This window comes from Halovenus carboxidivorans (assembly GCF_009831575.1).
Classification (GTDB): Archaea; Halobacteriota; Halobacteria; order Halobacteriales; family Haloarculaceae; genus Halovenus; species Halovenus carboxidivorans.
Genome location: NZ_WUUT01000001.1, coordinates 741,298 through 764,822, shown reverse-complemented (window position 1 = coordinate 764,822; position 23,525 = coordinate 741,298). Strand labels below are relative to the sequence as shown.

The following is a 23,525-nucleotide window of genomic DNA, read 5'->3' as shown; positions in this document are numbered from 1 at the left end:
ACACCGCACAATTAGCTACAGATGAGCATCTTCAAGGAGAAAGTCGACGAGGAGTATCTCACCATCGCGGAGACCAAAGAGCTTCTCGAAGGGATCGAGATGGAACGAGCGGAGGACGAGGACCGCGAGATGCGCTACGAACTCTCGCGGGCCATCGACCACGTCAACCGGTTCGCGGTGCTCGACCCGGAGGAGGCTCGGCAGTTCGTCGACGACCTGCTCGAACTCGAGAAGGTCGACGAGAAGACCGCACACAAGATTGTCGACTCGAAGCCGCTCGACCGCGACGAACTCCGCGCGCTGTACGCACAGGAGCGGTACTCCCTGTCCGGTGACGAACTCGACGACATCCTCGACGTCGTCAAGAAGTACGCCTGAACCCGACGAGCGTGTGCCGTCTCTGGTCGTGGCGGCCGTGTAGTAAGCGTTTTGTGTGCCGATTCTGAATCTCGCCCATGGGCGTTGCTGAGCTTTCGATCGGTGAGAAACTCGTTCTCCTCGGCGGAGTACTCGCAGTCGTCGGGTCCGTACTGCCCTGGACGGGCTCCGGACTGGTCGGCGGCGTCGGACTCGGCGGGCGAGAGATCATCGCACTGCTGGTCGGAATCGTCGCCGTCGGACTGCTGTACGTCGCGGACTGGACGGCGTCGGCGCAACTGATCGCGGTGGTACTCGGGCTGGTCGCGACCGGACTCGCGGGCTATACGCTCGCCGAGACGGTCGGCGTGATCGGTTCGGGCACTCTCGCTCCGAGCCTCGGCCTGTACGTGAGCCTGCTCGCTGGCCTGCTCATCCTCGGTGGCGGGGCACACACCTACACCGACTCCGAGCCCGAAGCCGGGATGTACAGTCATCGATAACCTCCTGTCGTTTTTTCGGTACCGTCGAAGCTAGACCAGCAGTGGCAGGATCCTACCGCCTGGCGAGACGGCTCGGTCGAATCTGTCCGAGGTCGAACCGAGACGGCGTCTCTCGCAACGAAGGCGGTTAGGACGGGCTCAGTGCTTCGATGGTCTGTGTTTTGATCTCCTGTGCCGTCCCGTTCGGGATGACGACGAGCGGGTCGTCGATCACGTCCATCGACGCGAGGCGGTCGAACTGCTCGTTCGCCTCCGAGGGAGTGCCCGCGACGCCGAGGTCCGCGACCATCTCGTCGGTCACCTCCGCGCGGGCCCGCTCGCGCTCGCCCGCCGCCCACGCGTCCGCGACCGCCTCGGCCGCGTCGGGGAACTGCCGGGCGACCGCCCGCCGGTAGCCCTCGCCGCTGCCGACGTAGTAGGCGACGTGCCCGCGGATCGCTTCCCGGGCGCGCTCGGGGTCGTCGCTGACCGCGGCGGGGATGTACGGCGCGACGGTGATCTCGTCGGGATCCCGGTCCCGCTGGCGGGCCGTCTCCGCGACCGTCTCGAAGGCCACTGAGAGTCGGCTGAACGGGATATTGTGCGGGAGCCAGCCGTCGGCAACGCGGCCGGTCGCCCGCCGCGTCGCCGGGCCCAGCGCCGCCGTGTACACCGGCACGTCCGCGCCGAGCGCCGGGAAGTCAGCGACCTCGAAGACGTCGCCGTCGTAGGAGACCCGACCCGAGCCGTTGAGAAACTCCCCCGCCAGTTCGGCGGTCTCGTGGAGCCGTCTGGCCGGGTTGTCGAACTCCATCCCGTGAAGATCCTCGACGGCCTTGCGGGTCGAGGTGCCGAGGCCGAGACGGGCGCGACCGTCGGAGACGCGATCCAGTGTGGCCGCCGCCTGCGCGAGCGTCGCGGGCGTGCGGCCGTAGACGTTCGCGATTGCCGTCCCGAGGTCGATGTCACTCGTCACCTCGGCAGCCCGGGTCAGAGCGACGAAGGCGTCCCGCGTCCAGAGTTCCCCCGTCCACAGCGACCGATAGCCAAGTGATTCGACGCGCTCGGCGAACGATGCGAGATCCGGCTCGTCGTTCGGAAACAGGATTCCGGTCGGCATACGCCAGCCGACACGGCCGAAGGATAAAAATCCGGCCGCCCGGGTCGGCGGTACGCGGCCGCAAGTCACGGTCCGGGATTGTCTCGCGGACCACAGCACACGGAGACGACGAGGATACCGGCTCCGCCGCTGACTGCGCCCGCGAGCGGTTTCGAGACGCCGGCGGCTCCGAGGAGGCGGTACGTCACCGCCGAGACGGCGGCCCCGGCCAGGGCTCTCGTTGCTGACCGGGTCGTCGAGTTCGTCACTGTAGGGCCTACGGGCGAGAGACGGATAGTTCGCGTGCCGCGTTGCGCGGCCAGAAAGCGTCGGCTACAGGCCCTCGTACTCTCGGATGCCCTCGCGGACCGACTCCGGCATCGAGCGGGAGTTGCCCTCGTCGTCGATGGCGACGAGAATCGTACTCCCCGTCGCCGCGAGTTCGTCGCCCGTCCGGACCTCGTACTCCATCGTGACGCTCGAATCGCCGAGTTCCGTGACGCCGACGCCGACGGTCACGCTCTCGCCGAACCTGACCTGGCGTTTGAAATCGATATTGAGGTTGACAAGGGCGACGTTGATCTCCTCCGGCCGGTCGCCGAACACGTCGTCCATGTACAGCGTCCGGGCGTGTTCGAAGTACGTCGCGTAGACGGCGTTGTTCACGTGACCCATCGAATCCAGATCTCGGAACCGAACGTCGACCTCGACTTCGTAGTTGAACTCGGTCATACCGGATAACCGTCGAGCGGGTAATTCGATCTGTCGATTCCCGGCGGCCGGGGGGTCACGCATTTGACGGAGCCGACCGTACGACGGGTATGACCGACCTGGCCGACCGGGAGTGGCGGCTCGTCCGCGAGGAACGCAACCCCGGCCCGATGCAGATGGCGCTCGACGAGGTCGCCGCCGAGACCGCGGCGGCGGGCGGCCCCCGGACGCTGCGGATCTACCGGTGGGAGCCGAGCACGCTCAGCGCCGGCTACCGACAGTCCCCGGACAGCATCGACTGGGCGTACTGCGACCGCGAGGGGATCACCGTCACGCGACGGCAGACCGGCGGCGGCGGGATCTATCACGACGTCGACGCAGACATCTCGTACTCGATCATCGCGCCGGCCGAGGAACTGCCCGGAGATCTGATGGAGTCGTACGAACTGCTCTGCGATCCGATCCTCGACGCCTTCGAGCGGATGGGCGTCGACGCCGCGTTCGCCGAGGAGGAACAGGAGGCGATCTACCAGCCCGCCTGTTACCTGCGGGCGATCCATCCGGCCCACGACATCCTCGTCGACGGGCGGAAGATCAGCGGGAACGCGCAGTACCGCCAGCGCGACGCCGTGATCCAGCACGGGTCGCTGTCGTACGACCGGGCGACCGAGCGCCATCTCGGTGTCTTCGCGACCGAGGAGATCACGACCGACCAGTTCGAGCAGCGAGTCACGTCGATCCGCGAGCAGTCGGGCATCGAGCGGGAAGCGGCGGTGACGCGTCTCGAAGCCGCGCTTCAGGAGTGGGCAGACGCCACGGAGGGGACGTGGACCGACGAAGAACTGGACCGAGCACGGGAGATCGCGGACGAGAAGTACGGTTCGGAGGCGTGGAACCGGGAGCGGACGGATCCGCTGGCGGAGTAGCGGCCGAAGCCGAAGCCACTATGGCCGCGAGCCACGTCTGCTGTGGTATGCAGGTAGGCGCACACGTCTCGGTGGCGGGCGGAGTCGACAACGCAGTACAGCGACAGATCGACGTCGGCGGCAACTGCGGACAGATTTTCACCACCTCGCCGCAGGTCTGGCAGGAACCGTCGATCGAGGACGACGAGGCCGACCGGTTCGTCGACGAATCGACCGACGCGGGGGTCGGTCCCTGGGTCATCCACTCGGCGTATCTCGTCAATCTCGCGACGCCGAAAGAGGACCTCAGAGAGAAGTCCCGCTCCAGCATGCAGGCCGAACTCGACGCCGCCGACCGGTTGGGCATCGAGTACGTCAACGTCCACCTGGGGGCGCACACCGGCGCCGGCGTCGAGGGCGGTCTCGACAACGCCGCGACCGTCATCGACTCGCTGTCGATTCCCGACGACGTGACGCTGTTGATCGAGTCCGACGCCGGCAGCGGCACCAAACTCGGCGGCGAGTTCGAGCACCTCGCGGGCGTGATCGAGCGCACGGACGCCGACATCGAGGTCTGTCTGGACACGGCACACGCCTTCGCCGCCGGCTACGACCTCTCGACGCCAGAGGGGGTCGAGGAGTCTCTCGCCGAGTTCGACGACGTGGTCGGGCTCGAAAACCTCGCGTACGTCCACCTGAACGACTCGAAACACGACTGCGGGACCAACAAAGACGAACACGCACACATCGGCGAAGGGAAGATCGGCGAGTCCGGGATGCGCGCGTTCATCAACCACGAAGCGATCCGTGACGTGCCGCTCGTGTTGGAGACGCCGACGGAGGACGGCAAGAGCTACGAGTGGAACATCGACCGGGTACACGAACTGCGCGAGTGACGCGTACCACGGACCGGTCACCTGGCAGTCGCTGCTCGACGTGATAGCCACCCCACAGATTATGGGGGAGAAGCCCAATCAATGGATAGATGAGTTACCAAGCGCGCCCGCGGAGAGTTCACGGTTGGAGCAATGGCGAGTGACGAGCAGACCGCGGAGGAGCCGGGAATGGCCGAACCGGCGTTCATGCACGCACTCTCGGAGCGATACACTCTGGCCGTCAACGGCTTCGTCCGCGCAATCGAGTTGGCCGCCGCGACGGTCTTCGCCGTGCTGTTCGCTATCGGCGTCGCCGATCTGACCCTGCAGATCCTGGAGGCTACCCGGAGCGGACAGATCACCGACCCGCTCGTCGTCATCGGGTTCATCGACACCGGCCTGCTGCTTTTGATCATCGTCGAAGTCTACCAGACGGTCCTGGCCTACGTCGAGGAGAGCGATACCCGGCGGATCGTTCGGCTGGTCATCTACACCGGGGTAATCGCGATGGTCCGGAAAGCGATTATCTTCCGCACCGGCGAGTACGATACCCTACAGGATGCCATGTTCGCCGCCAGTTCCTACGCGGTTATCATCTTCGCGCTGGTCGCGCTGTTGTTCGCAGAGCGCGTCTACGGGACCGACACGACGAGTGGATCCTGAGCAAGAGAGCGCAGTTACAGCGCCCGGCGAGATCTAGAGTCCCCGGTCGGTGCCGACTCGTCTGTCGAGGAAGTCAGCGAGCAACTCGAACATCCGGAGTTTCTGCTGTTGATCCGAGGAGGCGTGGCCCTCCTCGCCGAGTTCGCGGTACTCGTAGTCGCCGTCTGTTCCCGTCTCGTCGCCCTCCTCGTAGCCCGCGTCTTCGAGGGCGTCCCGGAAGATCCGGGCCTGGGAGACCGGAACCCGACGGTCGTTGACCCCGTGGACGATGAAAAGCGGCGCGTCCAGGTTGTCGACGTGTGTCACCGGCGACCGCTGCTCGTACAACTCCGGATTCTCCTCGGGCGTGCTGAGGTACTTCTCCAGGAGTTCCGTCCGGAAGTGCGGCATCGTGTTCTCGAACATGTCGTGCAGGTCGGTCACGCCGATCCAGGCCACGCCGGCGTCGTAGAGATCCGGGTACTGCAGTAGCTGCCAGTACGCCGAGTAGCCGCCGTAGGAGCCGCCGAAGACGATGACCCGGTCCTCGTCGAGCCAGTCGTACTCTTCGAGGACGTGTTCGGCGGCGATCGCCACGTCACCCTGCTCCGCGCCGCCCCAGTCGTCGATCAACTCCTCGACGAACTCGCGGCCGCGGCCCGTGGAGCCGCGGTAGTTCACCTGCAGGACGGAGAAGCCCAGCGAGACCAGCACCTGCGTGTAGAGGTCGAACGACTTCGTGTCCCGGGCGCGCGGACCGCCGTGGGGGTTGACGATCAGCCCGGACGGTCGGACGCCGGAGTCGTACAGCATGGCTTCGATCTCCAGAGTCTCGTAGGGGTCGTGCTCGATCGCCGCCTGCGGGGACTCCGGCACGCCGTCGGACTCGATCCGGAAATATTCCGCGTCGGCGAAGTCCTCCGGGGAGAACGGGCCGTACTCCGGTTCGACGAGCGTCTCCGTCTCGTGGGTGTCGACGTTGTACGCGAGCAGTTCCGGCCGTGTCGTGGGAGTGGTGTGCGTCAGGACGACACGGTTCTCGTCGAGGACCGCGTCGCCGGCCATTCCGAAGTCCGCAACTCCTTCCGGCAGGTCGAACTCGGTCGCTTCGCCGGTGTCGAGGTCGTAGACGACCGGGATGCTCTCGGCGGTGCGCTGGCGCGTCCCGATCACGCGGTCGCCGCCGGGGAGGAAGGCCTCGGGGGCCTCCTCGTATTCGCCGTCGCCGAGCCAGCGAACGTCGTCGGCCTCGAGGTCGTAGACGCCGATCCGGCCGAGGTCTGCGGTGTTGTCCCCGACGAGCAAGCGGTCGCCGTCGGGGCTCCAGTCGACCGGCTCGCTCTCGGCGCCGTCGTCGCCGATTTCGAGGTTTCGCGGGTTCGAGCCGTCCACGTCGGCGATGTAGACGTCGCGGTTGTCGAAGTCGTCACTCTCGTTGGTGGCGTAGGCGACGCGTTCACAGTCCGGGGAGAGCTGTGCGCTGCCGGCGGCGCGTTCGTAATCGGTGATCTTCGTCGTCTCGCCCGTCGGGAGGTCGTGCCGGTAGAGGTTCATCTGGCCGTCGCGGCTCGACCCGACGATCAGCGTCTCACCGTCGTCACCGACCGACTGGAGGGCGACCTGGCCGTCCATCTCGACGACCGGTTCGGCGTTGCCCTCTCTGTCCAGCGCGTAGAGGTCGTTCTGTTCGTTGCCGCCGTCGTCGAGGTGGAAGTACACGCGCTCCCCGTCGGCCCCCCACTCGACGTACCAGCGGGCGTTGCGCGGAACCTCCCCGTCGCTCCACTGTTCGCGCTCGCCGGTGTCGGCGTCGATCACGTGGAGTTCGTTCCGGCCGGTGATATCGTAGTAGGCCGCGACTTCGTCGCCGTCCGGCGACGCTGTCGGGTGGACGAGCGTCGGCAGACTGGCCAACTCTTCGAGTACGTCAAGATCTTCCTGATCGGACATCCTCCCACACTAACGGGCAGGAGGATCTAAAAACCCACGTGCGCGTTTCTCGGCACGGAACGCCCCGTGGAGTCGACACGGCGACCGGTCAGAGGATGCTCGCCGGTTAACTTGGTTTGTCCAAGTTGGACAGACAAAGTATAAACCGCTGGCCGGGAGAGGAGACGTATGGAAGAGATCCCGCCCGGAGAGCATCTCTCGCCGTTCGAGAGCCAGCGACAGCTACACGCGGTGTTCGCACAGGAGACCCGTCACAGGATCATCCAGACGATTCTCGGCCACCCCGCTCACCTCCCGTCGCTGGCCGAACTGGCGTACTACACGCAGAAAAGCGAGTCGGCGGTGCTCGATCAGCTAGGCCAACTGGAGGAGTTCGGGCTGGTCGAGACGTACGACCTCGACGAGGGGAGACACAGGCGGGACCTGCCGGGGACGTTCTACGGATTCACCGAGCGCGGCGTCCTCCTGCTGGATCGGTTCGAGTACCTCCGGGGGATTCCGATGTTGCAGGCCGTTCACGAGCAGACGGCCAAGACCGAGCGGATCCGACGCCACGAGGACGCACCACGCCCGGATCTCCCCGAACCGGTCGCGGCCGGACTCGAAGCGGAGGACGACGCCGCGCCGGGGGCGGAACTGAGCAGGGCGCTGGCGGCGGAGACGGATTCACTGCGCGATCTGTTCTGAATCTTTTTTACCGAGCAGCCGCCAACGACGGCTGTGCGCCGGTTCACTGCCGAGTATCTGAAGACGACCCGAGCGGGAATGTGGGAGGACTCCCGGAGTGCGCTGGCCGACCTGGGACTCGATACGCGCCGGCGAGTGCTCGACGTCGGGGCCGGAACCGGAGAGCTGACACGCGTGCTCAGAGCGGAGACGAGCGGCGAGGTAGTCGCGGTCGACGCCGACAGGGAGTTGCTCGGGCACGTCGATCCGCCGCGGGCGCTCGGAGACGCCACGCGGTTGCCGTTCCGGACGGGTGCGTTCGATCTCGTGGTCTGTCAGGCGCTGCTGGTGAATCTCCCCGACCCGGTCGAGGCACTCGAGGAGTTCGCCCGTGTCTCGGAAGATCTGGTCGCGGTCATCGAACCCGACAACAGCGCCGTCACGGTCGAGTCGACCGTCGACGGGGAATCCGAACTGGCCGAGCGCGCGCGGACGCTGTACTTCGAGGGCGTGGACACGGACGTGACGATGGGTGAAGCCAGCGAGTTGTTCGCGGCGGCGGGGCTGGACGTGGTCGCCGTCGAGCGATACGACCACAGACGGGTCACCGAACCGCCGTACTCCGAACAGGCGCTGGAATCGATCCGGCGGAAAGCCAGCGGCGCGGGAATCGACACCGACCGGGAAACGATTCTCGCGGGCGATACCACACCCGAGGAGTTCGACGCGCTGCGCGAACAGTGGCGGGCAATCGGCCGCGAAGCGGTCGACCAGCTACAGGACGCGACGTACCGGCGGACCGAGACCGTACCCTTCTACGTCACTGTCGGGCGCGTCGATTAGATCACGTCGCCCCGGACGGAACTGCCGACCTGTTGCTTACGAGAGCCCGCGAGAACATCGGCGGCCTCCTCGGCGGTGTCTGCGTCCGCACCGAGCATCTCCAGTGCCTCCGGAAGCGTCGGAAAGACGAACTCGCCGGCGCGGAGTTTCTCGACGGCTTCGGACGAACGAGTCCCCTCCATCCACAGACAGACGCCGCGGGGATCGATAATCTCCCCGTAGTTCTCCCGTGCCAGCGCACCCTGGAGTCGCTGCCTGACGTTGTCCTCGAAACTGGCGTTGCAGACCTCCAGATGGATCGGCTCGTCGTCTTCGAGCAGATGCGCCGCCAGACACTTCTCGGGGGCGGCGTGACCGCCGGCGGTCGCGCGGAGATACTCGGGGTGGGTTTCGGCCCACTCCGCCCGGACGGTCTTGCCGACGCTCTCGATGCCGTACTCCTCGCGGAAGTGGGCTTCTCGGTCCGCGTCGTCGTGCAGCAGGATGTCTTTGGTCAGATAGATATCGAGGCGTTCGACCGGATCCAGCCCGAGCGCCACGTCGCCGTAGACCCAGATTTCCCGGACTGGCACCGGCATCTGCTCGTCTTCGACCGTCTCAACGAGTCGTTCCACCCGGTCGACGGCCGCCTCTCGGTCCCACTGTTCCATTGTGCGCAGTAGCGGATACGGAGTCAAAACGGTGATGGAAAGCGGGGAGTCGAAAGGGTCAACGGGCGCGGTCGATTACCCCGCGGTAATGGAGTGCGATAAGTGTCCGAGCGAGGCGGTCATGCACGCGGCATACTCCGGGCTGCACATGTGTGAGGAACACTTCTGTGCCTCGGTGGAAAAGCGAGTTCGCAGTCGTGTTCGCGAGGACAACTTGCTTCCCGACGACGCGACCGTCGAAGACCCCGAGACGTGGGTGATCGGCCTCTCAGGTGGCAAAGACAGCGTAGTGCTCACGCAGATTCTCCACGACACCTTCGCGAAGGACCCCCGCGTGGAACTGATCGCGCTGTCGATTCACGAGGGCATCGACGAGTACCGCGACAAGAGCCTCGAGGCCTGCGAGGAACTGACCGACGACCTGGACGTCCGTCACGAGACGGTCTCCTACGCCGAGGAGTTCGGCGTCGAGATGGACGACGTCGTCGAGGAGGATCCGAACAATATGGCGGCCTGTGCGTACTGCGGGGTCTTCCGACGGGATATCCTCTCCACCTACGCCGAGGAGTTCGGCGCTGACAAACTGCTGACTGGTCACAATCTCGATGACGAAGCCGAGACGGCGCTGATGAATTTCTTCGAGGGCGATATCAGAAAGATGTCACAACAGTTCGACTCCAGTATCGGCCCGTTCGAGGGGGCCGACGCGAGCCGAACGCGGGGGGAGTCGGACGACTTTATTCCACGTGCAAAACCGCTGCGAGATATTCCCGAGAAAGAGGTCGCGCTGTACGCACACCTGCAGGATCTTCCCGCGCACATGACGGAGTGTCCCCACGCGGACGAAGCCTTCCGTGGGGAGGTACAGGAACTACTGTACGAACTCGAAGAGAGACATCCCGGCACGCGGCACTCGATCATGTCCGGCTACGAGGAACTCGCCGGACTGGCGTCGGCGGAGTACCGAGACGGGACGCCCGATCTCGACGAGTGCGACAACTGCGGCAGTCCGACGACCGGGGAGTTCTGTCGAAAGTGCGATCTGCTTGAAACGCTCGAAGCGGTCTGATCGACGCTCGAACCCCGACTGACTCTCTGGCGCTTGTCTCACGGTGTGTCGACATCGTCAGACAGCTGTGTGTCCGTCGTCAGAGACGCCGCGACGAAGAGTTGCCACACTGTCGGGCAGTGAAAAAACGGAAAATACCGACCGAAGACGACGGGACCGTTACTCGGTCCGGACGACGTCGAGTCCGTTTTTCGTCTCCACTTCTTCGCGGCCGCCGTCAGTCTCACCGAACTCCTGGTTGGACTGCTGGAAGTTGTTGGCCGCGTCGAAAGCGTCGTCGTTCTCGTCGACGCCCTGGATCGCCTGGCGGGACTTGTCCGCCTGTTTCTGGGTCGTCGGACCGAGCACCTGGGCGCTTTTGACGCCGGTCATGATCGCCATGACCCGCACCTTGCCCTTGTACTCCTCCTGGATTCGGGCGCCCCAGATGACGTTCGCGCTCGCTTCGAGGCGGTCGGTGATGTTCTGGGCGATCCCCTCGGCCTCCTGCAGCGTGAGATCGGGACCGCCGGTGATGTGGACCAGTCCGCCGCTCGCGCCGCGGTAGTCGACATCCAGCAACGGGTGGTTCATCGCATCCTTGACGACCTCCTCGGTCTTGTTCTTGTCCTGTGTCTCCCCGACCAGCATCACCGCGACACCGCCCTGGTTCATGATCGAGGTCATATCCGCGTAGTCGAGGTTGATCAGCGACGGCTGGGTGATCGTCTCGGAGATCCCCTTGACCGTCTCGGCGATGATCTGGTCCATCACCGAGAAGGCCTTGCCAATCGGCAGGTTCGGGACGTAATCGAGCAGCCGATTGTTGTCGAGCACGATGATCGAATCGGCTTCGTCCCGGAGCCGTTCGAGTCCTTCCTCGGCTTTGACCGTCCGGGCGCGTTCGACGTTGAACGGCGTCGAAACCATCCCGACGACGATGGCACCCTGTTCCTTTGCGATCTTCGAGACGACCGGCGCGGCACCGGTCCCGGTTCCGCCGCCCATGCCCGCGGTGACGAAGACCAGATCGGCGTCACCGAGGACTTCCTTGATCGTCCCCTGAGCCATCTCGGTGGCACGCTCGCCCATCGACGGGTCGCCACCAGCACCGAGGCCGTTGGTCAGGGATTTGCCGACGAGGATCTTCGTGTCGGCTTCGATCATCTTCAGGTGCTGTTTGTCGGTGTTGATCGCGATGGTTTCGGCGCCGTCGACACCGATGTTGTACAGTCGGTTGACGGTGTTGTTGCCAGCGCCACCCGCGCCGACGATGACGATCCGCGGATCGCCGAAGCCGTCGACGTCGTCCATCTGCTGTTGTTCCTGCTCGTCGCGTTCGAGGGCCTCGTTAACGATATCCTGCATCGTTACACCTTCGCCCACGAGCGGTCTTTCTTCCGCTGGCTGTTGCGCCGTTTGCGTTTTTCCGACGGTCGTTCCTTGCCGGTCTCCTGCTCTGCGAGCATCTCTCGCACCGCCGAGCGAATCGCCTCGCTCCGGTTCGGATACTCGCCGGTTTCGACCATCTGCTCTACCTCTTCGATCTGCTGTTTCGGAATCCGCAGTGTCACACGCTCCATGGTTGTTAGTTTCCCCTGTGGTAAGACGGGGCGGAGTTTACGGCCCGCCCACCCGTCTTACACAGCGAAACCGCCTGAATGCGGCGGGCCGCACACGACGACCCATACTGTGTAAGACGACCGTCTTACGCAAACCTAACCACAGACCAGAAGGTAATAAAAGTACCGGTCAGCGTAAGACATTCGAGCGTTTACCCGAGTAAACAGCCTCTACCGTGCGTTTACAGGCGTTCATGATTGATCAAGAACGTCTGCTGCGGGGGTTCGCCTGCCACAACTGGGGCAGTGCGACCAGTCAGATCTGATCTCGTCACCGCATTCGCAGAACACTCGGTGGGATGTTTTCTCACCGCAGTTCGGGCAGTAAACGTGGGAGGGCTCTACATTTTCGCCGCATTTGGCGCACGTCGTACTGTGTTGTACACGCGCGTTTTCGGTGTCGTCTACACCCGTCTTACTCTCGGCGGCCTCGTGTGACACATCGTTTGACGAGGCGTGTGACGACTCCACGGATGTGTTTACCTCCGCGTCGGGATCAGGGCTACGCGGCGCAGCTTGGCCCTCTACGGAGATGTTTACGTTCACGTCCTGTGGCTGCGCGGGCGTAAACACGTTATCGAGCCGGTCTGCGATGATCGCATCGACGCGGTCAGCGACCAAGTCGTCGAGGCTCCCCTCGGGAGAGTCCTCGGAGCCGTCGGAGTCGTCGGTGGGCTCGGTCACGACAGTCTCGTCGTCGCCGTGGGTTTCGAGATACTCCCGAAGCGCTCGACGCATGACTTCACTTTTCGAGGCGTCGAACTCCTCGAGTTGTGTGATGAGCTCGTCGTCAGCCCGGAACGTGATCTTGCTCATCGAGTTGTCGGAGGTATTCACCCTACCTATTTCAATCTTCCCTGGATGTCTGACAGGCGTCAGACTCCGGTGTGAACTCCCCGATTCGACCTGCTTGCCGCTCACCGTGATGGTCCGTGGAGAAGCAGTCCGCCCTCCCCGATTTGAACGGGGGACAAGTCGATCTACAGTCGACTGCTCTACCAGTCTGAGCTAAGGGCGGTCGCATCAGAGTGTAGGATGGCTATGCGACTTAACCATTATGCATTCGACCGGGGAGGACAGATGTGTTCTGTCGGACGAACGTGACAACTGACAAGTCCACACAGGTTCGAGCAGACGAGTCGTGTGCTCGCGAGTGATGTTACAGAATGAAATGGGAGCGGAGCGAGATAACCGCAGGTGAGATTACCCCGGTTTCGAGGGGAACGAGTTCGGCTGCTGCACCAGAAGGTGTCCTATCGGAGCACCCGCGCGCGAGCGGTGTCGGTACACTGGTCACGGGTGACACCTACCTCCACGAGTGACTCACTACCCTCGAAGGGGGAACTACTGGTCCATGGGCCACCGCCGGGCCGCTGGCGCGTGTGCAGACTCTACTCGGGTTCGCGAATCCACCGCTGGTCGGCAGGTCCTGGGCGCGTCGATGGTGGCGGTTCGCGTCGGCCCGTCACCGGAGTCACTATCCGACCACGGAAAACAAGATACTGCTAAACACATACGTTTTCATATATGTCATAGATGTCTCGGATAGTCAACGTGTTAGTCAAGCACCAGACACATAATATATTTTATTACTCTACGTCCGAGCCGCGGCTGAAACCGATCAATGGTCGTATATTCTCATATAAATCGGTCCGCGAGAGAATAGATCGAGGCTGGACCGTTCCCGGAGTCGTGTTCGAGGCGCAGTAGACAGTGTGAACGCCTGTCCTGAATCCGGAAGATCGCCAGACGGCAGGGCCAAAAAATGACGTAAACTATCTCACCTTTTTATGCCCGTTCAACCCCACGGTGCTGGTGTGGTCGTGATGGGCGTCATCGATAGGGCAAAAGAGATGTCAGGGCTGTCGAGACAGGCGGAGAAGCCTCAGCCCTACGTCTGTCTCGCCTGCGAGACAGGATTCGAGGTCCAGCATCACAGTTGCCCTGTCTGTGGGAGTTTCGACATCCGTTGCTCCAGATGGGTCCAGGAGTGACGGACCACCCGACCACCGTACCCGCACGGGTCGGCCACGGTTGCGGGTGCGATTTTCATTTTATCGGGAAGGCCAGTTGACTAACTACCGAGTGAATCCGAGTGTTTATATGTGGATACAGGCACACCTCTGGGTGTATGGTAGAGGTGTTCGCTGTGGCCAGCGGCAAGGGCGGAACCGGGAAGACGACGAGCACGCTGGCACTCGGGATGGCTCTGGCCGACGACTACGACGTGACGGTGATCGACGCGGATACCGGCATGGCGAACCTACTCTTTCACACCGGCCTGTCCGACCGAGAGACGACCCTTCACGAGGTTCTGGGCGGGGACGAACCGGTCGAGGCGGCGATCTACGAGCGGTTCGGGATGGACGTGATTCCCTGCGGGACGTCGCTGTCGGGTTTCCGGGAGGCAGATCCCGCGCGGCTTCGTGAGGTCGTCGCGACGGTCGCAGAACAGACCGACGTGATCTTACTCGACTCGGCAGCGACGCTCGGCAGTCGGAGCGCGGTGTTGCCAATCGTCCTCGCTGATCGGGTCGTGATCGTCGTGCAGCCGACAATTCCGGCAATCTCGGACGGACTCAAGGTGCAGGAGTACGCGACGACGTACGGAACCGGAATCGCCGGCGTGCTGTTCAACCGGGTCACGCAGGACGAGGGGATCGACCGCGTCAGCGACAAGGCACAGCAGTACTTCGAGGGTGAAATCTTGGCGAGTATCCCGGAAAGTGAGGAGGTCAGAGAGGCGAGGCGGGCGAGTCAGCCGCTTCTCGCATACGCTCCCGAATCGGAGGCAGCCCGGTCCTATCGGAACGCGACGGACTCGCTGACCGTCCGAGACGGCGAGGAAGGGACCGTCGCTGATCGGTTTCGTAACGCCGTCATCCCGGAGTTATGAATCTGCCACAGGGACGACTCCTGCGCCAGCGGGTGCTCAGTTCGCCCGAAACTGTGCTAACCGGTGCCCTCGACCGGAGGCTGACGGGGTACGCACGTCTCGAACCGCAGGAGACGCTGCTGTTGAGCGCGGATCGTGTCGGGGTCGTCACCTTCGTCGACGGGGTCCCCGTCGCCGCCTACCACACGGCGCCCGACGCCAGCGGGACAGACGCGTTGACGGAAATCGCCAGCAGCGGACCGTACCGCCTCGGTCTGTACGAACTCGAGGAGTCGGCACTCGACCGGATTCACGAGAGCGAGTCAGCGCGCGTGCCACCCGAGATGCCAGCCCGGGTGCTCGGCGGCGATCAACAGCTAATCGAACGGACACGACAGCGGGCACCGAACGACCGACTCGAATCGGAGTCGAACGGTCGGGACAGTCTAGCGGCAGTCGAAGCGTTTCTCGAAAACGAACAACAGATCGAGGCGATCCGGGACCGCGCACAGTCCGAAGCCGAGTCTCGGGCCGACGAGTGGAACCTCCCCGTCGAGTGACTCAGACGTGGACGGGAATCCACCAGACGCGACTTCGACCGCCGACTTTCTTGCTCGTGAGGTCGGTGTTCTCTTCCAGTCGGTGAAGTTTGTTCAGGGCTGTTCGTCGTGAACAGCCGAGCCGGTCGGCGATCTCTGTCGCGGTGAGCGGTTCGGCGTAGTCGTCGCGCTCCTCGAAGACGGCAGTGACATCCTCCAACTCGAACTCGGTGTCTCTCCCTTGCTTGCTCATAGTTGCCACGAGACACCGAATTTACTTAGCTTTTCCCACATGTCGGCAAGCCGGAAACAGCCGGTTCTCGGAGAGCAGAAGGACATCGGTTACGGTCTGACCACAGTCGTGAGGTTGTAGTCGCCATCAGGCGTCGTCGTCGAGAGGTCGACGGCAACGGCGAGCACGTGTGTCCGGTCGCCGCGCTCCTGAACCACGATTCCATCGATAGACTCGCAGGGACCGAACTGTCGGTTCGGCCCGCGCGGACAGCGCTCGGCCGCCCAGCGAACTCCGCGGCTCTCGTTGTACCGCAACCGGTGTGTGACACCGTCGGGGAGTGATCCCCGCCTGATCTGTTCGACAGTCGGTGCAAGCCGCACACGAACCCGTTCAGCCGCGTCTCGGCGCTCACTCCAGGAGTACGTCGCGGGAATATCGTGTGTCTCCTCCTGGACAGTACGTTCGAGCAGTCGATGCGCGTCTCGTTGCGGGTCGTCGATACCGGCGGGGGTCTCGCCGCCGTAGCCGAGTTGGAGATAGGCGGCGATGATCGGAACCAGTGCGACCGCCAGCACGACAGCCGCAAGCACGACGGTCTGCCCACGTTCGTTAGCTTGGCTTGACCAAGTTGGTTTCATGCGTACCACACCTCGAGGGTAACGGGGCCGTTCACCGTCGTGACAGTCGTCGTCCCGGTCTGGACGTTTGCGGGAAGCGGGTGGCCGATACGTCCGTACGGCGTGTCGAGGCGAAAGAAGACGTTCTCGGGGAGAATGGCCTCGATACGGCGTTCGAGTGCCGGCGCTTCCCGCTCGAACGCGGCACCGGAAGCCGTCACCTCCGCCAGCCGCGTCTGGTCGGCGTGGCGGGGCTGTTCCTGTGCGAGAATGGTGGCTGTGTCCTCGGCGTACGCGTCCAGTTGTGCCTGGGTCGCGGAATCGGAGCCGCCCGGGGAGCCGAGCGCGAACAGGAGCGTGAGTGCGAGGAGCAGCAAGACTCCGATCCCGGCCTCGATTGCGGTGATCGTGGCCTGTCCTCTACGCATCGACAGTCACCTCGAGAGTCGTCTTTTCGGTCTCGATCCGGTCGTGAGTGATTTCGACCGATCCCTTCGGAAGCGGTCCAATCGCCTCGAACCGGAGCTGTTCGGTCTCGAACCGGGACAGCGAGAGCTTGTTGACCCCCTCGATCCCGCTTCTGTTTTCCAGTAGTATCTGTTCGTCTGCGTACACGCGACGGACGGTCGTCTGCCGTGGCGGGTCGATGTCGACCACCGGGGCGGTTGCCCGCTGCGGAAGCGTCACCGTTCGGTTATCCGCGAAGGTCGGGACGAGTCTGTTCCGTGTTCGACGTTCGACGACGACCAGCCGCGTGATCGATGTCCCCCCGGTCGGATCGCCGGACTCGATTAGCGTCTCGCCCCCGAGCCGGATCCGGACATCGGTGTCGGGACTGGCCCCGTATCTCGTTTCGAGATCCTCGACGCTGAGGTTCGCAACGGTCCGGTTGTCGAGAACGCTCGCTCTCCGTGTCACGTGAGCACCGGGTGCAGTCAGTGCCTCGGAGAGGCTGACAGCCGCCTGCCGTTCGAGAGCCGGCCGGTCGGCACTCGACAGCGCCGAGTCGGCCGCACCGAGACTGAGGACGAACACGCTCGTCAGCAGGACCAGTGCAATCGCGACCGCTGGTAGCTCCGTTTGTGCTCTCATGAATCGATCGTGAGGGTGCGGTTCTGTCGGGGACCGCTGACCCGTATCTGGAGGTCGGTTCCGCTACGCCACGTCGCGTTCGTGGTCGACATCGTCGGTGGGAGCGCGAGTGAGAGTTCGCCCTCGATGGCCGGATCCGGATGGCGGAGACGGAGTCGGGTACCGGCTAGTTCGAGTTCGTAGTGTCGACCGCGGATCGTCGACGGAAGGTCGACACTCCGGTTCGTGCGGACTGTCCCGTTCACCTCCGAAACGGATTGTTCGATAGCACCACCCGCCGTTGCGAGGACGCGGTCACCAAGTTCGGCTCCCGCGGTGCTCCGGTACTCCGGCACGACACCACCGAGCAGCAGCGTCGTCATGCCGCCGACGTACAGGAGGACGATGCCGATGACGAGTGTCTTGCCGACCACGGATGTCATCCCGCGTTCGTCGGCAGCGATTCTGCTGCTATCCATGGGTCACCTCCAGTCGAAGATCGTGGACGACGAGATACCCCTGTCGGACACCGGGGTAGGTCGCGACGACGCTTGCGACCTCGTCGCCGGCGAACGTCCGACTCTCGACGGTCGCCCCCTGCTCGGCGAAAAAGCGCCGGAACGGATCGGGCGAGTCCGTCTCGATCGCGACACTGAACTCGCCGGTCCCGAGGTCCCGACGCTCGTGAGAGACGTTCGTTCGGAGTGTCGCCGTCACGCCGTCACCGCCGCTGAGAGAGAAGCGGCTGGCGTTCAGTTTCGGCGCGCCCACGAGCAGGACGTCGGTCCGCTCGGAGTGTGTGATGGGGGGAGTACCAGTGAGAAACGTGTTGCCGTCCTGGTCGCGGACGACAGCCCCCGCCAGTGAGAGTACTCGTCTGTCACCGCGTTCGTAGACGAGCGCGTCGGCCTCGACACTGGCGACGACTGTGCCGTTGTTCAGGACTCGCATCGTCCGGTCGACGGTGTGCAGCTGTCCGCCCGTGAAAGACAGGTCGTGGCTGTGCGTGCCGGTGCGTTCGACGCCCTGAATCGCGCGGTCGAACCCCTCGGCGACGCGTTGCGCGTCCGCATCGGCGGTCTGGGAGTCGATGAGCGTGCCCACCCCAGCGGTGAGCGTGCCGAGCGCCAGCACGGCGATGCCGAGCATCAACGCGACGCCGACGACGTGTGACTGCGCCCGCATCATGCCACCCCCAGCCCGGTGAAGACGAGGTAGGTGATCGCGACTAATCCGCCGGAGTGCAACAGCGCCTCGTACTTGCCGCGGCTCGCGACCCCGGCGAACCAGCCACAGGCCATGACGGTCGCCTGTGCGATCAGATAGAACCGAAACCGATCGCGAGCAGGCTGGACGGCCGACGGGTCGAGTGCCATCTCCGAGGAGGAGCCGGCGACCCCAGAGAGCTGTGAGAAACTGTCGAGGACCGTCAGGTTGACCGCGACGATGATTCCGACGACCAGCAGGGCAGTCGTCCAGCCGACGGCCGCGTAGACGAGCATCCGCGAACGCAGGGTCTTGCGTTCGTGGTACAGCCGGCCGATCTCCGTCTCCAGCGTCTCGAAGACGTTCTCCGTGTCGCTGCCGGCTTCGAGCGCTCCGACGACCAGTCCGACAGTCTGTGAGGCCAGCGGTGTCCCGATCCGGGCGACGAACCGATCCAGCGCCGCCGCGCGCACGTCGTCGCCGTCCGCAGTCCCCGTCGTCAGGCTGAGGTTGAACGCCAGCGCCTCCACGTCGGACTGCAGGGGTCCGAGGTCGACCTCTCGGGCGACGCGCTGGACGGCATCGGGGAACGGTCGGCCGAGGCTGACGTGGCCGCTGATCGCGTGGACGAAGTCCCGGATCTCGCGGTCTTTGGCGTCGTCAATCCGAGCGCGGCGGACCGAGACGACTCCGACCGGGATGCTGTAGGCGACGTAGCCAAGCAGCAGCGTGTTCGCGATCCCGTATCCGAGGACGGTGAGGACAGATACAACAGCAGCCGCGGGGAGGAGACAGACAAGCGCCGCGCTCGCCGGGTTCTGACCCGCCGTCCTGACGACAGCGACTACTCCCTCGGGGCGTTCGTAGCTCGGAGTCGCGTGATCGGTCGGCCGGAGCGCACTCACAGCCCACGCCCCGCCGAGACCGGCGACTAGCACGAATAGGAGGCTGGCGGCAAAGATCACCCCCCGAACGGTCGTCCGGCCGAACGGAGTCGCGACCGGTTCGCTCAGTCCGGGAGAGAGGACACCGGCGACGGTCAAAATGAGCACCATCAGCGCCGGAAAGATGAGCACGACGACGAACAGTTCCGCGAGGAGTTCGAGGTAGCCGGTGGCCCGCTGGTGGGCTCGTTCCTGCTTGTGCGAGAGCAGACGGCTCTCCATCCGCAGGTAGCTTTCGAGGGAGTCGCTTCCCTGCGAGGCGTGCTCGCTGAGTTTCAGCAGGAACGGAGCGAGACCGTCTCGGGACGGAGTGTCGCGCGCGACCAGCGACAGCCCCTCGTCGAGGCTGCCGGCGAGGGCGGCGCGATTGAGAGCATCCTGGAGTGAGTCTGCGGTCGCGCCGTATGCCTCCTGTTCCGCGACCCGAGCGAGCAGTTCCCGGGTGTCGCTGTTCCCCGAGGCCAGCACCCGCATGTACCGGACTGCGCCGGGGAGCGTTCGCTCGATGCCGTCGCGGCGGGCGGCAGCGAGTCGGCTCAGATACCAGCCGCCCGCCCGGATCACGAGCCACCGAGCGAGCCCGCCGGCTGCCAGTGAGACGACGGCGGCGAGTGACGCCTGCCCGAACGACGGGAGCGACAACTGGTTGATGATCGGTAACCCGCGACCGAAAAAACCGAAGATCCCCTCGATCAGCGACGGCGGAAGGACGCTCGTTCCGGCGAAGGCGAGGACCGAGACGGCGATACCGGCGAGCCATCCGAGGCCGTAGAGACGGGCGATAAAGACCTCGAAGCTCGTCGTCAGCCCGGTCGAGCGGTAGCGCTGTCGGTCACGGTCGTGGCTTGGGCTGTCCGCGTGCCGGGAAAACAGTGCGTACAGCCCCTTGTCGACCGTCCCGAGGCGTCGCGACGAGTGATCGACCGACATCAGTCCACCTCCCGGGAGGCCGGGGAGCCGCTGTATCGATCACCGCCCGTCCGCCCGGCAGAGATACCATCCGAGCCGGGCCGTCGCTGGTCGCCGTCGGCCTGGCGGCGCAGCCGTTCGACCGTGGCCGCCTCGTTCGTCTGGAGGTCGGCAAGTAACTCGAAGAGCCCCTCGAATTCGTCGATTCCCTCCTGGACCATATGCTCGACGTACCGGTGCTTGCGGTGGAACTCGGCCTCGACCGCCGAACGTTCCCGGTCGGTCAGGTCCGCGATCCGAGCCAGCGTCTGGATCTGGCAGTTCGTCTGGTCGTCGCCGAGGTCGGGGTGGTCGTAGGCGACCGTGAACGTCCCGTCGGGAGTGCGCTGAGCGACTCGGTTCCAGTAGACCGAGCCGCCGTCTTTCCTGACGACGCCACAGCCCTCATCACGGTCGAGCGCGCGGAACGACTCCTCGTCGAGGAGTTCGACGACCTCCCCGACGTAGCGCTCACCGTCGACCTTCCGCGGGAAGACGACGAGATCCACCTCGCGGAGAAGGTACGGGGGCAGGCCCTGCTCGACGGCCCGGTTGACCAGCGATTCGATGTCGGTCGCGTGTGTCGTCCCGAGAATCCCGTGGCCCGTGTTGATCGACTCCGCGAAGGTCTGAAAACTCGCGCTCGTGTTGATCTCCGCGATGACCTCCACATCCGGGTTGAGGTAGTTGCACTCGGTCATCAGATCCGCCATCGTGACCCGCTTGTGCTCGCTCTCGTGGTCGCGGGTCGTCAGCGAGACGCCGGTCTCGTGTGGCAGGCGAACCTCCCGGGAGCCCTCGTCGATGCTGATCGGGCGATCCTCGAACGGAATAAAGGGCATGTGGGCGTTCAGAAGCGTCGTCTTGCCGACGCCGGTCGGTCCCGAGAAGAGGACGATCCGGTGGTGTTCGTAACAGAGCCACAGCAGAGCGACTAGTTCCGTGGGGATGCTGTTGCGCTCGACGAGATCGACGGGCGTGAGCGCGTCGCTCGCCTGTTTGCGGATCGAGATGTGCGGGCCGTCCTCGCTGATCGTCGGCAGCGCGACCGCACAGCGGATCGTCTCCTCGATGCCGTCGGGGCTGAGGTTGACCTTCGCGCTCGGCCTCGTGGCGTTGAGTTCCATGCCGTCGGCGGCCGCGAGTTGGGTAACGACGTTGACGAACTCCTGTTCGTCCTCGAAGGCGAGATTCGTCGGGACGCGTTCGGCCGCCCGGTCCCGCGGGACGACCTTGATCCGTTCGCCGACGCGGTTGGCCTCGATATCCTCCAGCCGGGGGTCCCGAATCGGTATCGTCAGTTTCCCGTAGGCGACGTAATCCCGCAGCACGTAGTAGACCAGATCTTCGAGGCGGTTCTCGTCGTACTCGCGGTCGACCGGCGGAACGGTGAGTCCGTACTCCGCGAGTGCGGACCTGAGCCGATGGTCGAGGGCGTCGAGCCACGCCCGCGTGTCACGCCGCCGGAGCCTGCGTGCGAGCAACTCCGCCGCCCGGTCGCGGACGAACGCGCGCTCGTCGTCGATAATGCCGTCGACGGCAGTCTCCCAGATCCGCTCTTTGCACTCCGCGATGAGTTGTTCGTCTCCGGGGAGGAGGTCGGGTTCGCGGACCGCGTACTTGATGCTGAACGGATCGTCGCCGAGCAGGTTCGTCCGGTACCGGATGACCGGAATCTCGAAGTCGTGGAAGTCGACAGTGTACCGCTCGATGCGCTCGCTGGCGAAGCGGTCGAGGTAGTCGGGATCGTTCGGGAGGTCGGTCACCGCGGGGGCGTAGTCGGTCGTGTGAACGACGATTCCGTCCTCGTCGGTGTCAGCGACCTCGATCCGGTCGTCTAAGGCGTACGGCGTCAGATCGGAGAGACAGGCCAACTCCGCGAGCGCGTGGTAGCCGATCCGCTGGCGGGCCTTCGCCGAACAGTCGAGCAGTCGGTCGAGAACGGTCTCGTGTTTCTGTGCGAAGCCGTCGTCCATCGCCTCGACGGCACCCTCCCGTGTTAGCGGGCGCTGGAGACGGGCCTCGCTGAAGTGTTCGAGCATGCGCTCCAGTTGGTCGCGGTCACCGGGCGGGAGCGCCGGTTCTCGAACGTCGTACCGGAACTCGGTTCCGTCGCGAGCGATCGTAACGACGACGCCCGGGTGGACCTCGTACTGGCTCTGGACATCCTCTGCGTACCACGCCTCCGGATCGTCCGGGGCGAGCGGCGGCGGCACCGTGTGCCGTCCGTCGGTATCGCACGGAATCGAAACGTCACCGGAACTCATCTTCGGGGGAGTTGGCCGCTCCTTCGTATATAAATATCACCATTGGAAATCGTATATAATTCGCCTCGCTCTCGGAAAAGAACGAGACGGCAGATGACCGTGGAGACTCCGGGGGTACACTGCGTACACAGAGAGGTCGGCCGGCGGGCGCGAGAGCACCAGCGGCCGCGGTCGCGTCTCCCCCGGAGCGGTACCGGCGTCGGATCAGGTCGTCTGGTCGGTCGTCAGGTACAACAGGAACGCGGCCGGACCAACGGGTATGACCAGAGCGGCAGTCGAGGAGGGGTTCACTCGGTTCGTCAGCGACGCCATCGAACAGACGGCCGCGGAGTTCAGCATCTCCGCCGTGATCGGCGGGAACAGCGGGGCGCTCGATCAGTTTCTCGGCGAATCTGACGTGTTACAGGAGAAGATAGTCGAACCGGAACTACGGGAGTACAGACAGGAGACGCTCGACCAGTTCGAGGTGATCCTCGACTGGGTCGAGTCCGGCGACGACATCGACGCCTACAGGGAAGAGATTCTCGCGGCCGGGCCGTTCGCGGGCAACATCCGGGAGGACCTGTCCACACGGCGGCACGAGGAGGTCGAAAACGAACTGCTCGAACGACACCGACGGCTCGGGGAGGCCGTTCGTGGACTCGTCGCCGCCGAGGAGGACGACTTCTGGGCGGCCGCGCGGGCCGAACTGGATCGAGCGACGGCTACCGAACTCGTCGAGGAACACTTCGCCTTTACCGGCCCGCTCGAAGCCCACCGCGACGCGTTCGAGATGGTCGCGACCATCGACCCCGAGGAGATTCTCGGCGGCATCGGCGGGATGTTCGGTGGGTCGACCTTCGACGTGGAGTACACGGACGAGGCGATGCGGGCGATGTCTCGGGCGGAGCGGGCGGTCATCGAAGACGCGAAGGCGGAGGTCCGCGAGCGGTTCGAGTCGTGATCTCGAATCGAAACGGATAACAACAGCCAC

At 64.5% G+C, this 23,525-nt stretch carries 27 protein-coding genes and 1 tRNA gene; 11 read left to right on the top strand and 17 right to left on the bottom strand.

Going from position 1 to position 23,525, the window contains the following annotated elements; all coding sequences use genetic code 11:
- Nucleotides 1-21: 21 nt before the first annotated feature.
- The gene (locus tag GRX03_RS03815) at nt 22-378 is read left to right on the top strand and encodes an RNA polymerase Rpb4 family protein (protein ID WP_159762834.1); all 357 of its coding nucleotides are present in this window, start codon (nt 22-24) and stop codon (nt 376-378) included.
- Between the two features lie 77 nt (nt 379-455).
- Nucleotides 456-860 carry a hypothetical protein gene (locus GRX03_RS03810; protein ID WP_159762833.1) on the top strand — a complete coding sequence of 135 codons (405 nt, stop codon included), beginning with the start codon at nt 456-458 and terminating at the stop codon, nt 858-860.
- Nucleotides 861-987: 127 nt separating this feature from the next.
- On the opposite strand, the gene GRX03_RS03805 is transcribed toward GRX03_RS03810, so the two are convergent.
- The 3 genes from GRX03_RS03805 to GRX03_RS03795 form a co-directional block, all read right to left on the bottom strand.
- A complete protein-coding gene (locus GRX03_RS03805) occupies nt 988-1,959 on the bottom strand; it encodes an LLM class flavin-dependent oxidoreductase (RefSeq protein ID WP_159762832.1) in 972 nt (323 codons plus the stop codon).
- Nucleotides 1,960-2,024: 65 nt separating this feature from the next.
- The gene (locus GRX03_RS03800; RefSeq protein ID WP_159762831.1) at nt 2,025-2,207 is read right to left on the bottom strand and encodes a hypothetical protein; all 183 of its coding nucleotides are present in this window, start codon (nt 2,205-2,207) and stop codon (nt 2,025-2,027) included.
- Between the two features lie 64 nt (nt 2,208-2,271).
- The gene (locus GRX03_RS03795; protein WP_159762830.1) at nt 2,272-2,670 is read right to left on the bottom strand and encodes an acyl-CoA thioesterase; all 399 of its coding nucleotides are present in this window, start codon (nt 2,668-2,670) and stop codon (nt 2,272-2,274) included.
- An 89-nt stretch (nt 2,671-2,759) separates the two neighbouring features.
- Between GRX03_RS03795 and GRX03_RS03790 the strand changes: the two genes are divergently transcribed.
- From GRX03_RS03790 to GRX03_RS03780, 3 genes are all read left to right on the top strand, one after another.
- The gene (locus tag GRX03_RS03790) at nt 2,760-3,575 is read left to right on the top strand and encodes a lipoate--protein ligase family protein (RefSeq protein ID WP_159762829.1); all 816 of its coding nucleotides are present in this window, start codon (nt 2,760-2,762) and stop codon (nt 3,573-3,575) included.
- Between the two features lie 47 nt (nt 3,576-3,622).
- Nucleotides 3,623-4,450: a deoxyribonuclease IV gene (locus GRX03_RS03785; protein ID WP_159762828.1), complete on the top strand. Its 828-nt coding sequence runs from the start codon at nt 3,623-3,625 to the stop codon at nt 4,448-4,450.
- Nucleotides 4,451-4,582: 132 nt separating this feature from the next.
- Nucleotides 4,583-5,092 carry a phosphate-starvation-inducible PsiE family protein gene (locus GRX03_RS03780; protein ID WP_159762827.1) on the top strand — a complete coding sequence of 170 codons (510 nt, stop codon included), beginning with the start codon at nt 4,583-4,585 and terminating at the stop codon, nt 5,090-5,092.
- 33 nt (nt 5,093-5,125) lie between these two features.
- Here GRX03_RS03780 and GRX03_RS03775 read toward each other — a convergent pair whose 3' ends face one another.
- Nucleotides 5,126-7,021: a S9 family peptidase gene (locus GRX03_RS03775; RefSeq protein ID WP_159762826.1), complete on the bottom strand. Its 1,896-nt coding sequence runs from the start codon at nt 7,019-7,021 to the stop codon at nt 5,126-5,128.
- A gap of 168 nt (nt 7,022-7,189) precedes the next feature.
- On the opposite strand from GRX03_RS03775, the gene GRX03_RS03770 reads away from it, so the two are divergent.
- Together GRX03_RS03770 and GRX03_RS03765 are read left to right on the top strand one after the other, a co-directional pair.
- On the top strand, nt 7,190-7,708 hold the full coding sequence (locus tag GRX03_RS03770; RefSeq protein ID WP_201289168.1) for a winged helix-turn-helix domain-containing protein: 519 nt from the start codon (nt 7,190-7,192) through the stop codon (nt 7,706-7,708).
- A gap of 33 nt (nt 7,709-7,741) precedes the next feature.
- The gene (locus GRX03_RS03765; protein WP_368277944.1) at nt 7,742-8,530 is read left to right on the top strand and encodes a class I SAM-dependent methyltransferase; all 789 of its coding nucleotides are present in this window, start codon (nt 7,742-7,744) and stop codon (nt 8,528-8,530) included.
- On the opposite strand, the gene GRX03_RS03760 is transcribed toward GRX03_RS03765, so the two are convergent.
- The gene (locus tag GRX03_RS03760; protein ID WP_159762825.1) at nt 8,527-9,180 is read right to left on the bottom strand and encodes a DUF7095 family protein; all 654 of its coding nucleotides are present in this window, start codon (nt 9,178-9,180) and stop codon (nt 8,527-8,529) included. The genes GRX03_RS03765 and GRX03_RS03760 overlap by 4 nt on opposite strands.
- 88 nt (nt 9,181-9,268) lie before the next feature.
- Here GRX03_RS03760 and ncsA point away from each other — a divergent pair, with 88 nt between their 5' ends.
- Nucleotides 9,269-10,249 carry a tRNA 2-thiolation protein NcsA gene (gene ncsA / locus GRX03_RS03755; protein ID WP_159762824.1) on the top strand — a complete coding sequence of 327 codons (981 nt, stop codon included), beginning with the start codon at nt 9,269-9,271 and terminating at the stop codon, nt 10,247-10,249.
- A 159-nt stretch (nt 10,250-10,408) separates the two neighbouring features.
- Here the strand turns inward: ncsA and ftsZ are convergent, their stop codons facing one another.
- The 4 genes from ftsZ to GRX03_RS03735 all read right to left on the bottom strand — a co-directional run bounded on the left by ftsZ (nt 10,409) and on the right by GRX03_RS03735 (nt 12,868).
- A complete protein-coding gene (ftsZ, locus tag GRX03_RS03750; RefSeq protein WP_159762823.1) occupies nt 10,409-11,596 on the bottom strand; it encodes a cell division protein FtsZ in 1,188 nt (395 codons plus the stop codon).
- Between the two features lie 2 nt (nt 11,597-11,598).
- Nucleotides 11,599-11,811: a ribbon-helix-helix domain-containing protein gene (locus GRX03_RS03745; RefSeq protein ID WP_159762822.1), complete on the bottom strand. Its 213-nt coding sequence runs from the start codon at nt 11,809-11,811 to the stop codon at nt 11,599-11,601.
- A gap of 231 nt (nt 11,812-12,042) precedes the next feature.
- Nucleotides 12,043-12,666 (bottom strand): double zinc ribbon domain-containing protein, encoded by a 624-nt coding sequence (locus GRX03_RS03740; protein ID WP_159762821.1) that lies wholly within the window; start codon nt 12,664-12,666, stop codon nt 12,043-12,045.
- Nucleotides 12,667-12,794: 128 nt separating this feature from the next.
- Nucleotides 12,795-12,868 (bottom strand) — tRNA-Tyr (locus tag GRX03_RS03735).
- A 1,113-nt stretch (nt 12,869-13,981) separates the two neighbouring features.
- Between GRX03_RS03735 and GRX03_RS03730 the strand changes: the two genes are divergently transcribed.
- Together GRX03_RS03730 and GRX03_RS03725 are read left to right on the top strand one after the other, a co-directional pair.
- Complete coding sequence (locus GRX03_RS03730; protein ID WP_159762820.1) at nt 13,982-14,746, top strand: nucleotide-binding protein; 765 nt, start codon at nt 13,982-13,984, stop codon at nt 14,744-14,746.
- Nucleotides 14,743-15,285 carry a hypothetical protein gene (locus GRX03_RS03725; protein ID WP_159762819.1) on the top strand — a complete coding sequence of 181 codons (543 nt, stop codon included), beginning with the start codon at nt 14,743-14,745 and terminating at the stop codon, nt 15,283-15,285. The genes GRX03_RS03730 and GRX03_RS03725 overlap by 4 nt, the downstream gene beginning before the upstream one ends.
- A gap of 1 nt (nt 15,286) precedes the next feature.
- Here the strand turns inward: GRX03_RS03725 and GRX03_RS03720 are convergent, their stop codons facing one another.
- From GRX03_RS03720 to GRX03_RS03685, 8 genes are all read right to left on the bottom strand, one after another.
- Nucleotides 15,287-15,517, bottom strand: coding sequence for a helix-turn-helix domain-containing protein (locus tag GRX03_RS03720; RefSeq protein WP_159762818.1), 231 nt, complete (start codon nt 15,515-15,517; stop codon nt 15,287-15,289).
- 89 nt (nt 15,518-15,606) lie between these two features.
- Nucleotides 15,607-16,137 (bottom strand): DUF7261 family protein, encoded by a 531-nt coding sequence (locus GRX03_RS03715; protein ID WP_233739777.1) that lies wholly within the window; start codon nt 16,135-16,137, stop codon nt 15,607-15,609.
- Nucleotides 16,134-16,544, bottom strand: a complete 411-nt coding sequence (locus tag GRX03_RS03710; RefSeq protein WP_159762817.1) for a DUF7262 family protein — start codon at nt 16,542-16,544, stop codon at nt 16,134-16,136. Before GRX03_RS03710 ends, GRX03_RS03715 begins: the two co-directional genes overlap by 4 nt.
- Complete coding sequence (locus GRX03_RS03705) at nt 16,537-17,208, bottom strand: DUF7263 family protein (protein WP_159762816.1); 672 nt, start codon at nt 17,206-17,208, stop codon at nt 16,537-16,539. The genes GRX03_RS03710 and GRX03_RS03705 overlap by 8 nt, the downstream gene beginning before the upstream one ends.
- Entirely contained in the window at nt 17,205-17,666 is a 462-nt protein-coding gene (locus GRX03_RS03700) for a DUF7266 family protein (protein WP_159762815.1), read from the bottom strand. Before GRX03_RS03700 ends, GRX03_RS03705 begins: the two co-directional genes overlap by 4 nt.
- Complete coding sequence (locus tag GRX03_RS03695; protein ID WP_233739776.1) at nt 17,659-18,372, bottom strand: DUF7289 family protein; 714 nt, start codon at nt 18,370-18,372, stop codon at nt 17,659-17,661. Before GRX03_RS03695 ends, GRX03_RS03700 begins: the two co-directional genes overlap by 8 nt.
- Nucleotides 18,372-20,267, bottom strand: a complete 1,896-nt coding sequence (locus GRX03_RS03690; RefSeq protein WP_159762813.1) for a type II secretion system F family protein — start codon at nt 20,265-20,267, stop codon at nt 18,372-18,374. The genes GRX03_RS03695 and GRX03_RS03690 overlap by 1 nt, the downstream gene beginning before the upstream one ends.
- The gene (locus GRX03_RS03685; protein ID WP_159762812.1) at nt 20,267-22,552 is read right to left on the bottom strand and encodes a type II/IV secretion system ATPase subunit; all 2,286 of its coding nucleotides are present in this window, start codon (nt 22,550-22,552) and stop codon (nt 20,267-20,269) included. The genes GRX03_RS03690 and GRX03_RS03685 overlap by 1 nt, the downstream gene beginning before the upstream one ends.
- A gap of 259 nt (nt 22,553-22,811) precedes the next feature.
- On the opposite strand from GRX03_RS03685, the gene GRX03_RS03680 reads away from it, so the two are divergent.
- Complete coding sequence (locus GRX03_RS03680) at nt 22,812-23,495, top strand: hypothetical protein (RefSeq protein ID WP_159762811.1); 684 nt, start codon at nt 22,812-22,814, stop codon at nt 23,493-23,495.
- The last annotated feature ends 30 nt before the right edge of the window (nt 23,496-23,525 follow it).